General features: G+C 27.7%; 10 protein-coding genes. 5 read left to right on the plus strand and 5 right to left on the minus strand.

Annotated features, from left to right (window positions below):
* Positions 1-4: 4 nt before the first annotated feature.
* Complete coding sequence (locus FOY43_RS03515; RefSeq protein WP_146309150.1) at positions 5-760, minus strand: hypothetical protein; 756 nt, start codon at positions 758-760, stop codon at positions 5-7.
* Between the two features lie 64 nt (positions 761-824).
* On the opposite strand from FOY43_RS03515, the gene uvrB reads away from it, so the two are divergent.
* The 5 genes from uvrB to lgt all read left to right on the plus strand — a co-directional run bounded on the left by uvrB (position 825) and on the right by lgt (position 8,070).
* Positions 825-2,819, plus strand: coding sequence for an excinuclease ABC subunit UvrB (gene uvrB / locus FOY43_RS03520; RefSeq protein ID WP_146309151.1), 1,995 nt, complete (start codon positions 825-827; stop codon positions 2,817-2,819).
* Positions 2,820-2,881: 62 nt separating this feature from the next.
* Positions 2,882-3,289, plus strand: coding sequence for a hypothetical protein (locus FOY43_RS03525; protein ID WP_146309152.1), 408 nt, complete (start codon positions 2,882-2,884; stop codon positions 3,287-3,289).
* 12 nt (positions 3,290-3,301) lie between these two features.
* A complete protein-coding gene (uvrA, locus tag FOY43_RS03530) occupies positions 3,302-6,145 on the plus strand; it encodes an excinuclease ABC subunit UvrA (RefSeq protein ID WP_146309153.1) in 2,844 nt (947 codons plus the stop codon).
* Between the two features lie 40 nt (positions 6,146-6,185).
* The gene (gene hprK / locus FOY43_RS03535) at positions 6,186-7,109 is read left to right on the plus strand and encodes an HPr(Ser) kinase/phosphatase (protein WP_146309154.1); all 924 of its coding nucleotides are present in this window, start codon (positions 6,186-6,188) and stop codon (positions 7,107-7,109) included.
* A 1-nt stretch (position 7,110) separates the two neighbouring features.
* A complete protein-coding gene (lgt, locus tag FOY43_RS03540; RefSeq protein ID WP_146309155.1) occupies positions 7,111-8,070 on the plus strand; it encodes a prolipoprotein diacylglyceryl transferase in 960 nt (319 codons plus the stop codon).
* A 91-nt stretch (positions 8,071-8,161) separates the two neighbouring features.
* Here lgt and FOY43_RS03545 read toward each other — a convergent pair whose 3' ends face one another.
* From FOY43_RS03545 to FOY43_RS03560, 4 genes are all read right to left on the minus strand, one after another.
* The gene (locus FOY43_RS03545; RefSeq protein ID WP_328592694.1) at positions 8,162-9,055 is read right to left on the minus strand and encodes an alpha/beta hydrolase; all 894 of its coding nucleotides are present in this window, start codon (positions 9,053-9,055) and stop codon (positions 8,162-8,164) included.
* A gap of 112 nt (positions 9,056-9,167) precedes the next feature.
* Positions 9,168-9,512 (minus strand): cyclophilin-like fold protein, encoded by a 345-nt coding sequence (locus tag FOY43_RS03550; RefSeq protein WP_146309157.1) that lies wholly within the window; start codon positions 9,510-9,512, stop codon positions 9,168-9,170.
* 464 nt (positions 9,513-9,976) lie between these two features.
* Positions 9,977-10,852, minus strand: a complete 876-nt coding sequence (locus FOY43_RS03555) for a nucleotidyl transferase AbiEii/AbiGii toxin family protein (protein ID WP_201273910.1) — start codon at positions 10,850-10,852, stop codon at positions 9,977-9,979.
* Positions 10,809-11,429 (minus strand): type IV toxin-antitoxin system AbiEi family antitoxin domain-containing protein, encoded by a 621-nt coding sequence (locus FOY43_RS03560; RefSeq protein ID WP_236094564.1) that lies wholly within the window; start codon positions 11,427-11,429, stop codon positions 10,809-10,811. The genes FOY43_RS03555 and FOY43_RS03560 overlap by 44 nt, the downstream gene beginning before the upstream one ends.
* Positions 11,430-12,168 lie beyond the last annotated feature (739 nt).

Consider the following 12,168-nt stretch of genomic DNA (forward strand, 5'->3'; position numbering starts at 1 on the left):
CTCCTTAATCAATTTTCCAAATTTGTTCATTTTCTAAATGAATTTCTTCATTATTTAATAATTTATTATATATTTCATCAAATTGAGAGTATTTTTTATCTAAAATAGCACTTCATTTAGTGAATTCTTGTTCGCTAAGAACAAAATGAATTCTATCAAATTCTTCAAGTATTATTTGACTGTAAAGAAGAACAATTCCGGATATTAATAATGAATATTGTTTTTCATCCTTTTCGTTTTCCTTCAATTCTTTAATTTTTGAAGTTATTTTTTCCACTAAACTAAGATTCTTTTTATTTTCGGTTGGTGTGTAAATACGTATAAAACTTTTGTAAAAACTATTATTCAAAGGGATTTGCAACATATAAATATTAAAGAGAAAATCTAGATAATTGATTCTTTTAGCAAAATACTCACTATTATTTTTATCTGTTTTTTCAAATTCTTCAATAATTTCTTTAGCAACTTTAGTAAAAGCTGAAACTTGTGCACCCACTGACTTGTAAATACCTTGTTGAATACCTTCTCCGCTTTCTACTGCCTTTATATAGTTTTCTTTAATATTACTTAAATATAAAAAAAATACATTGTAAAGTGATTTATATTCATCATTCTCTTTAATCTCCAGTAAAAAATTGTCCATTTCTTGAACGCTTTTATCAAAATTTTCTTTGTAATTTTTTTCAAAACAACTTACAGAGCTAAGTGGAAAAACCAAAGATAGAAATGAACCAACTAAATAAATAGGTTTAATTTTCATAATTGAAATTATACATTAATGAGCAAATATAAATAAAAAGTATTAAATTTAATAAAATTGATATATGTCTATTTTTAAATTAAATTCATCTTATGCACCAAGTGGGGACCAACCTAAAGCAATTGAAGAGTTAACTGACGGAATTAAAAGTGGTTTGGAACACCAAATTTTACTTGGTGTTACTGGTTCAGGTAAAACTTTTACAATTGCTAATGTAATCAAAAATTTTGATCGTCCAGTTTTAGTTTTATCTCACAATAAAACTTTAGCAAGTCAGCTTTATAGTGAACTAAAAGGATTTTTCCCTGAAAATGCAGTGGAATATTTTGTCAGCTATTTTGACTACTATCGTCCAGAGGCTTATATTCCTAAGTCAGATACTTATATCGAAAAAACTTCATCAACTAACCAAGATATTGAAATCTTAAGAATGAGCACAGTGAATTCGCTTTTGAGTCGTAGAGATGTTATTGTTGTAGCATCTGTTTCAAGTATTTATGGGGCTTTAAGTCCTGATGAATATCAAAAAAGTTTCTTTGATATTTTTGTTGGAATGGAAATTGATTTTAATGATTTTGCTAAAAAATTAATTAAAATCAAGTATTCAAGAAATGAAACCGATCATGTTCCCGGTTCATTTATGGTGCGGGGAGAGTCTTTTTTAATTACACCTGCTGATAATGAGGAATATTTAATAAGAGTTGATTTTTTTGGCGACGAAATAGATGAAATTTTACATATAGATCCACTTACTAAAGATGTAATAAAAAAATATAAAACGCATACAATTTATCCTGGTGAAGCTTATACAGTTCAAAATGAAGTGTTTGATAAAGCCATCCCAAAAATTCTTGAAGAGTTAAATCAACAAGTTATTCTTTTTAAAAATGAAGGTAAGTTTCTTGAGATGCAACGAATCCAAGAAAGAGTTAAAAATGATATGGATGACTTAAAAGAATATGGTTTTTGTTCAGGGATTGAAAATTATTCAATGTACCTTAATGATAGGGATTTTGGTCAAAGACCTTATAGCTTATTTGACTATTTACCTTCTGATGCATTAATTTTTATTGATGAGTCACATATGATGATTCCTCAACTTGAAGCTATGTATAAAGGTGATAGAAGCCGTAAAAGTACCTTAGTTGAATATGGTTTTAGATTACCAAGTGCACTTGAAAATAGACCACTGAAATTTGAAGAATTTGAAAATGATTTCAATTTTCAAAAAGTTTATATTTCCGCGACTCCTGGGGACTATGAAATGGACAAAACTCAAGGAGTTATTACTAGACTTTATGTTAGACCTACTGGTTTATTAGACCCAATAATTGAAGTTAAGAAAACTGATGGACTAATTGAAGATATTCATGATGAAATAAAAAAACAAATTGAGAAAAAAGAAAGAACAATTATTTTAACTACTACCAAGAGAATGGCTGAAGAATTAAGTAGTTATTTAACTCTAAAAAACATTAAAGCAGCTTACATTCACTCAGAATATGATACTTTTGTAAGAAACGAAATTTTAAGAAAGCTAAGAAAAGGTATTTTTGATGTTGTTGTCGGAATTAACTTGCTTAGGGAAGGAATTGATTTACCCGAAGTTTCTTTAGTTTTAGTTCTTGATGCTGATAAAGAAAGTTTCATGCGTAATGAACGTAGTTTAATCCAAATAGCTGGACGTGCTGCGAGAAACGCTTCTGGTAGAGTTGTGTTTTATGCAGATAAAATCAGTAGAAGCATGAAAAAAGCAATTGAAGATAACGAAGAAAAAAGAAAAATTCAAATTGAATACAATAAAAAACACAATATTGTTCCAAAAACAATTGTAAAACCAATAAGTGAACCAATTAACAACGAAAAACTTGCTAATGCAGTTGATTTATTAATTAACAAACAAGAAACAAGCAAAAAACTTACTAAAAGTGATAAAACTGCTAGAGAACAAACCATCAAAAAACTTAGAGATGAAATGAATAGAGCTGCTAAAGAGATGGATTACGAAAAAGCAATTGAATTAAGAGATATTATTTTAGAATTAGAAAAACAACAATAATATTATAAAAAGTTATAATATATAAACAATATTTACAAAAAATTAACTTTTTAAGGAGAAATATGTGATATTCAGTAGAAGAAATTAAAGAAAATAAGGACATAATAAATGATTTAACTTTAACAGTTGTTTCAGTTTATGACGCACTAAGAAAAATTTTATCTGCAGTGTCTGATTTAACTGAAGAAGAAAAAAATGTATTAACAAAAAACAATATAAATACATTAAAGGAAACTTCTAAAGCGTTAAAAGAGTTTCATGAAATATTATTTGAGTTAATTAAAAGAAAAAAGGTAAATTTAACTGAAGAAGAAATGAACAAAAAGTTTACATATCTTGAACTTGTAGGGACAACTAAAGATATAAAAAATCTTGTTGAATTAGAAATTTTTAGTGATGAAGAAATGAATAAAATTAAAAAAATGTCATTCAAATTTGAACCATTCAATGGATGTAATTTACCAGAATAATTTGGAGAAAATATGAAAAATCAAGAAATTATTATTAAAGGCGCAAGGGAAAATAATTTAAAAAATATTAGTCTAACAATTCCTAAAAATAAGTTAGTTGTTTTCACTGGATTAAGTGGTTCAGGTAAAAGCTCTCTTGCCTTTAACACAATTTACGAAGAAGGTAGAAGAAGATATGTTGATTCTCTAAGTTCATATGCAAGAATGTTCTTAGGAGGAACTAGTAAACCTGATGTTGACAGTATCGAAGGGTTATCACCTTCAATTTCAATCGAACAAAAAACAACACACAATAACCCACGTTCCACAGTCGGTACAGTTACTGAGTTATATGATTATTTTAGATTACTATTTGCAAGAATTGGTAAGCCATATTGTCCAAAGCATAAGATATTAATATCTTCACAAACTTCTAAAAGTATTATAAATAAAGTTATTGATGAAAATTTAGAAGAGAAATTAATTATTTACGCACCACTTATTGATAACGAAAAAGGAACTCATAAAAACTTACTTGAAAGATATAAAGCCGAGGGTTACATAAGAGTTAGAATTGATGGAATTACTTATAAATTTGAAGATAAAATTGACCTAGATAAAAACTCACGTCATACTATTGATTTAGTAGTTGATAGAGTTAAAGTTGATGAAAATAATAAATTAAGAATTACACAAGCAATTGAAATTGCATTCAAAATCTCTAATGGTCTACTAAAAGTAGAAAATATTGATAAAAACATCGAAAAGTTGTATTCAAAAAATCACTCTTGTGTTTATAAAGATTTTGACATGCCTAAAATTGAAACTAAATTATTTTCTTTCAATGCTCCGAGTGGAATGTGTCATCACTGTAAAGGGATAGGTGTTGATATTAAGGCCGATTTTGATGCATTAGTACCCGAACCTTGAAGAACTATTGACCAAGGAGCAATAAAAATCTTCCAAAATACAGTAAACACTTCGAATTTAGAGTGGCAAGAATTTGAAGTGCTACTAAAACATTACAATATCCCTACTAACAAACCAATCGAACAATTTACCAAAGAAGAATTAGAAATAATCAAGTACGGTTCTGAAGAAGAAATTGAATATGTTTTAACTTCAACAAGCGGTAATGTTTCAAGAAGAAAAAAACACATCGAGGGTGTTTTAACTAAAGTTGAAAATCAATATTATGATACTTCAAGTGAAAGAATTAGAGATTGACTTAAAAAATACATGGGAACTTTTAGTTGTTCGGTATGTAAAGGGTCAAGACTAAATGATAAAGCACTTGCAGTATTAATTAATGATAAAAATATTTATCAAGTTACTCAAATGTCGATTTCTGATTGTTTAATTTTTGTAGAAAACTTAAATTTATCTGAAAATGAAAAAACTATTTCAAGTCTTATTTTAAGTGAAATTAACTCTAGATTAAGTTTCCTTAAAAATGTTGGTTTAGAATACTTAACACTTGACAGAAATGCTGAGACACTTAGTGGTGGAGAAGCACAAAGAATTAGATTAGCAACTCAAATTGGTTCAAAACTCTCTGGAGTACTTTATGTACTTGATGAACCATCGATCGGACTACACCAAAGAGATAATCAAAAGTTAATACAAGCGTTAAGAGAAATGGTTGATCTTGGTAATTCATTAATTGTTGTTGAACATGATGAAGAAACAATTTTTTCAGCAGATTATATCGTTGACATAGGTCCAGAAGCAGGGGTACATGGCGGTAAAGTTGTGGCTCAAGGAACTGTAGAAGACATTGCTAAAGTCAAAGAATCTATTACCGGACAATATCTCTCTGGTGAAAAATTTATCCCAGTTCCAAAATCTCGTAGAAGCGGAAATGGAAAAGTTGTAACAATTAAAGGGGCAAAAGAAAACAATCTTAAAGATATTGATGTTACAATTCCACTTGGTAAATTTGTTTGTGTTACAGGGGTTTCTGGTTCAGGTAAGTCTACTTTAATTAATGATATTTTAGTCAATGGCGTTCAAAGTGCAATAAGTAAAGGAAATACTGAGTACATTAAAAAAGCTAAATTTAAGTCAATTAATGGTTTATTTAACATTGATAAATTAATAGCAGTTTCACAAACTCCTATCGGAAGAACTCCTAGATCTAATCCAGCAACTTATGTTGGTGTATTTGATTTAATTAGAGAAATTTTTAGTAATGTTGAAGAAGCACGTGCACGTGGTTATACAAAATCTCAATTTAGTTTTAATGTGCAAGGTGGACGTTGTGAAAAATGTTTTGGTGAAGGTTATATAAAAATCGAAATGCATTTTTTACCAGATGTTTATACTCCTTGTGATGATTGTGATGGAACTAGATTTAAACAAGAAACACTAGAAATTAGATATCACGGGTTAAATATTGCTGAAATTTTAGATTTAACTGTTGAAGAAGCACTTCAAGTTTTTGAAAATAAAGCTAAAATTAGAGATATTTTACAAATTATGTACGATGTTGGTCTAGGTTACGTAAAACTAGGTCAAAGTTCAACTACTCTTAGTGGTGGGGAAGCACAAAGAATTAAATTAGCCCTTTATTTACAAAAGAAACCTACAGGTAAAACTATTTATGTTTTAGATGAACCAACCACAGGATTGCATACTCATGATGTTTCTAAATTACTAAAAATATTGAATAGAATTGTTGATAATGGGGATTCAGTTGTGGTTATCGAACATAATTTAGATGTAATAAAATCAGCAGACTATATTATTGATTTAGGACCTGATGGTGGAATTAACGGTGGCCAAGTTGTTGCTTCTGGAACACCCGAACAAGTTGCTGAAAATGAAAATAGTTATACTGGTTCATTCCTTAAACAAATACTATTAAAAGAAAAATAATACAATATAATAATAAATATTAATAATTAGTAAGGAAAAAATGAGTAATAATAAAAGTATAAATTCCAAAAAAATCATCGACATGTACAACTTAGATGTAATCAATTTTGAGTCTAATCCAAACTTTTTAGATGTCAAAGCTCCTGCAATTAAAAGGGTAGGTCTTGAATTGGCTCAATTCATTGATCATCCTTATATTCAAAAAAACATTATTTCTTGAGGAACAACTGAAAGTACATGGTTTTTATCGATAGGTAAAGAAAAAACCTGTGAAGCACTTAGATCAGTATTTAAATACACACCACCACTTGTAATTCTTTCAAAAGGAGTTAGTCCTGATGTTATTCCTTGAATAGTGGAATCAGCAAATGAATTTAAAATTCCTGTTTGTATAACAAATCATTCTAATTCAACTATTACAACAACAATCGGTTCTCAGTTAAATAGTTTTTTTGCTGAAGAGACACAAATTCATGGTAGTTTAGTTCAAGTTGGAGGAGTTGGTGTACTAATAATAGGACAATCAGGTTTAGGTAAGTCTGAAGCAACACTTGACTTAATCCAAAAAGGTAATATCTTTATTTCTGATGATGCAGTTTTAATTAAAAACATCGGTGGTGTTGTCTATGGTAGAAGTCCTGAGATAACAAGAAATTTCTTGGAAGTTCGTGGAATTGGAATCATTGATGTTAAATATACATATGGAATTCGTTCAGTAGCTTCTAAGTGCCAAATTCAGTTAGTAATTGAATTGGTTGAAAAAACCGAACAAAACTCATTAGACAGACTTGGTACACAAATCCTTACTTATACAATATTAAATACTAAAATCAAAAAAATTAGAATTCCAGTAAAAGACGGAAGTAACACTGCTTCACTAATTGAAGCAGCGGTAAGTACTTATCTAGCTAGACATGATGGATATGATGTAATTAAAACAATAGAATCAAGAAGGGAGAATTAAAATGAATCAGCCTACTCCAATTTGAGTTCCTGAAGTAGGAATTCGCGCTGGTGCAAATACCCCTTTATTTAGCATCGGTTCATATGATTTTAGAGTTTATTCATTGATGATTATGCTTGGTATCATAGCTTCGATTTTATCAATTGCATTTTTCTGATATCGTGCAAAATATAAAATTGAAATTTTAATGACTTTTATTTTAATTACTGTTCCTTCTGCAATCATTGGTGCCCGTTTAGGTTTCGTGGTTGAAGAATTACTTTATTCACCTGATCCATTCTCTGGTTCACACTGATATGCAATCTGAGATGGTGGACTTTCAATTCAAGGTGGTGTTATTCTCGCTGTTATCTTAGATTTATGATATGGTTATACCCAGAGAGATGTTATCGACATGCGTAAAGTTGCTTCGTACATCATTCCAACAATTTTAATTGGTCAATTTATCGGACGTTGAGGAAACTTTGCTAACCATGAACTTTACGGTAGAATTGATTATTCAGGACAAAGTTCATTAATTTTTGGTAAAAGTTTTGCACAAAACATGTACATAATTGACGATTTAAGTGAATCATTATATGGTCAAGGTGTTGCAGCATATCGTTATCCTTTATTCCTTTATGAAGGTATCGCAAACATAATTGGATACTTAATTATCGTTTGAATATTTAATTTATTTGGGATTTTTAAACCTGGTGCTACTTCAGGATTGTATTTTATCCACTATGGTATAGTTCGTAGTATTATGGAACCTTATCGTCAAGATTCGTATAATCTTTATATTGTTGTTTCAATCGTATTTGCTATTGTCGGACTTCTTGTATTTGTTTATTTTGAATTCTTTAGTAGAACTAACTATATAAGAGTTAAAAAATCGTACTATTGAGATTGAGAATATGCAAGTGAAAAAACTGTTGAAAGTAAATTTACATTCAAGAAATTTTTAGCTAAACTTAAATAATAAACTATATAAGACCTTAAAAAGGTCTTTTATTTTTGTAATTTCAGGAACCGACAAAAATAAAAAATGCAAATACTAATTTGCACTTCTATTATGATAAATATTTTTTAAAAAATTCTTCAATTTTATCAAATGGAATAAAATCTTTGTTTCCACCATCATATAAGTCAACGTGGTTTGCACCTTTTATAGGTAAAAAGATTTTATTTTCTGTGTATTTATTACCTTTTAACATGTTTTCGTATGCATCTTTAGCAAAATAATATGAATGTGCCTTGTCACCATGAATCATAAGCACAGCAGAACGAATTTCATTGCTATATTGTAAAATTGGTTGATTTATAAACGATATACATCCAATAGAATTTCAACCTTGATTAGAATTTAGACTTCTTTCATGGTAACCTCTATCTTTTCTTTTGTAATAGTTGCTATATTCTTTAATAAATAGAGGCATACTTTCATCAACAGGAATTTCCAAACATCCACCCATTCTAGAGTAGTTTTTTGTTCTAAATTCACTGGTTCTTAAATTATTTAAGGTTAACTTTTTGCTATAACGATGTTCTTCGGTGTTTTCTCCATCAAAATATCCATTAGCATTTAAACGAGACATATCATACATTGTTGAAACCAAAGTTGCTTTAACTCTTGTATCAATAGCAGCTGTGTTCAAAGCTAAACCGCCTCAACCACAAATACCAATAATTCCGATTTTATCTTGGTCAACTTTCTCGTTATTTGAAAGAAAATCTACTGCTGATTGAAAATCTTCAGTGTTAATATCTGGTGAAGCCATATTTCTTGGATTTCCACCACTTTCGCCTGTAAATGATGGGTCAAATACAACAGAAACAAAACCTCTTTTAGCCATTTCTTGCCCATATAAACCAGAACATTGTTCTTTAACAGCACCAAATGGTCCACTAACAGCTAAATCAGGAAGTTTATCATTTGTATTTCTTGGGTAATACATATCAGCCACAATTTCAATTCCATATCTATTTGTAAATGAAACCTTTTGACATTTTACTTCTTCGTATTTTTTAAATGTTTTATTTCATTCTAAATTTGTAATTTATTATTTTCTCCTTTAATTATTCTAATTTAAAGATAATTTCTTGAGTTCCAGAACTTAAAATTTGTTTGAATTGAGAAATTTCGTTTATTCTACCTATTTTTGTGTAACTTCAAGAATTGCTTCCATAAAAAATTACAATTTTATCCGCGTCATATAATACAATATCACCGACTTCGGTTCTAATATGTTTGTCATTGTGAGGTAGTTTCTTTATAAGGTAACCAACTTTTTCAAATCCTCCATAATCGCTAAACATTACTTTTAATGAACCATTTTCATTTATAAGTTTTTTTAATTCATTTGTTGTTGGATTTTGTTCCAATGTTATAGTAAATTTTTTATTATTAATTTTAACTATCATGTTATTCAATTCTTTCTCAGTATTTTTAGAATTACTATTATCATAATTCTTTTTGTTTTATTAATTACCGTGAATGCTGTAACAACGGTTGCAGAAGTAATTAATGCAAGTAAAATAATTAGTTTTTTTATAATTTTTTCATATTAAATTCTTTTGAATTATATCAACTAATAATTAAAACAAATTTGTTGAAATATAAATAATGACAAATCATCCTAAAAATTATTTTATATTACTACAAAACGCTGTGTTAGTAAAAGAGAAAGTGAAATAAGGAAAAAGTGAAGGTGCAATAGAAATAAAAGTACTTATTAAACTTATTTATAGTATTTTATGTATAAAACTGATGTCTGATTATTTATAAATGCTTTTATTTAATGTGTTATAAATATCTTTTTTAAGGCTATTTTAATCTCAAAATAAATGAAATAAAAACTGAGTAATTAACTCAGTGTATAATCATTTTAAGTATTTAATATTTTTTTAATCAATTCTATGCTGTTATCTATTATCTCTTCAAATGTTGTTTCTTTGACAAAAGTATTTTTAATAGAATAAGATTTTCATCTTTCTGAGAAAGAATCATCATCTCTTAAATCTTCCAATAAATCTATAATTTTTCTTATATTAAATTCTGTTTTTCGATATTTAAAGGTTCTAATGCACGCATCCTTTAATATTTTTCAATTTACTTCTTTTTGTTTTAATTTATAAATTATATAAAGATCATAGTAGTCTTTACTTCTGCTGTTTAAAAATCCTTTGTTGTAAATAGTGTGTATTTTTTCAGCGAGCATCGTTTCTAAAGGATATGCTTTAATCCTTATTTCATCAGAATCAAATGAACTTACATATTTATAATCTATCGGATGTGGAGTAATAATATCTCCAGTAGCAATATCAAGTGGAATAATTTGTTTTATATTTTCCATTTTACATAATACACTTACACGAAATCCTCCGTATTCATCTTCTTTTTTAATTGGTTCAATACTTCGCAATTCGTAAAATACAACATCTGATTTTTGAGGTTCAAAAACTTCACTTAATATTTGAATAACATTCTGCTTAGATAACTCTAAATTGTAAAGAAGAAAATCAATATCTGTTGTGGTTCTTGTATTTATACCAACTACATTTGATAATAAAAATCCACCCTTAAAAATAAATTTTCCTTTATATTTGCTCGTAGCAAGCTTTTTTAATATACTTTCTAAAAAGTAGTATAACATAACTGAATTAAACGATACTCCAGTATCTTCACTAATTTTACGACAAATATATGTTAATTTTTCTTTAGTAATAAAATACCTCCATAATTTCTCTAACTTTTCTTTCAATTCCCATTTGTTTAGCAATTTTATAAAGTGAATGTATATCTTTTTCTTTATATTCAGAGTAAGAACGAATAAGATCTACATAAACTTCTATATCCATTTCTTTTTTGTTTGCAATGAAATCACACAATATTCTTTCATACGAATAAAGTCTTACCTCATTTCCAAACATAGTTGTTTTTTTAATAACACCTAGATTATATATCGATTTTTTTACATAATGAATATTTAACTTATTATCTTTTTTGTTGAATTTATAACCGTTATATACAGAAATATCTATATTTCATGGTATTTTATCAGTTTGCCCGAGTAAGTAGAGTGCAATTTCATATGAAAAAATAACTTTTTTATACTGATGTTGAATAAGAAATAAATCATCATAATTACCTCATTTTGTAATATAAACACCTCTTGCAATTCTGCTTATTTTTCCTTCCTTCAATAAACGATTAATGTATATGGTTGGAATATTGTGTTCTCTACAGTATGAAGTCGTTATAATACCGCCTGATTCTTTAAGATAATTTTCTATTTTTTTCTTGTATCCCATATTGAATTTTTTAATTGTTGCTTTCACACATATATTATATCAATTTTAAAGTGTAAATGCAACAATAATAGTCTTCAAAATATTTATAGATAATGGAAAAGTAGATGGAATGATAACAACTAATGTACAGAAAATCTTAAATCTAAAATATGCATGGGAGTTTTTTGGATAAAAATGTAGTAGTAAGTAAATCAGACTTTTACATGCTTAGCCATATCACAAGGTTGTTAATGAAGGGTTTTGTCTATTAACAAATATTGATAAGTTGTGTGAAAATAAAGTTTTTAGAAATAGTTTCAATCAATTCTTTAACATAACATCAGATATAAAAGATTTTTATAATTTTATATCAGAAAATTGGGAATGAATTAATTTAGAAATAAATAATATTTCTACAAAAAGATTTCAAAAAAACAATGAAATATTACTTAAATTCCTATTAACAATACTGGAAAAGCTAAATAATAATATGATTAATAAATTAGTGAGTGTAGTAAATAAAAACTAAGTATATAATCAATTTTTAATTATTCAATAGTTTTTTAATCATTTGTATAGTAACAAACAAAAAGAAACCTTTAACTAGAAAAATCTGGTTTTTTATTTCCTGTTATGTATGGAAAAAATGAAAGTGAAATAAGGAAAAAAGTGAAAGTGAAATAAGGAAAAAAGTGAAAGTGAAATAAGGAAAAAAGTGAAAGTGAAATAAGGAAAAAAGTGAAAGTGAAATAAGGAAAAAAGTGAAAGTGAAATAAGGAAAAAAGTG

It is taken from the genome of Mycoplasma anserisalpingitidis, assembly GCF_007858495.1.
Lineage (GTDB): Bacteria > Bacillota_I > Bacilli_A > Mycoplasmatales > Metamycoplasmataceae > Mycoplasmopsis > Mycoplasmopsis anserisalpingitidis_A.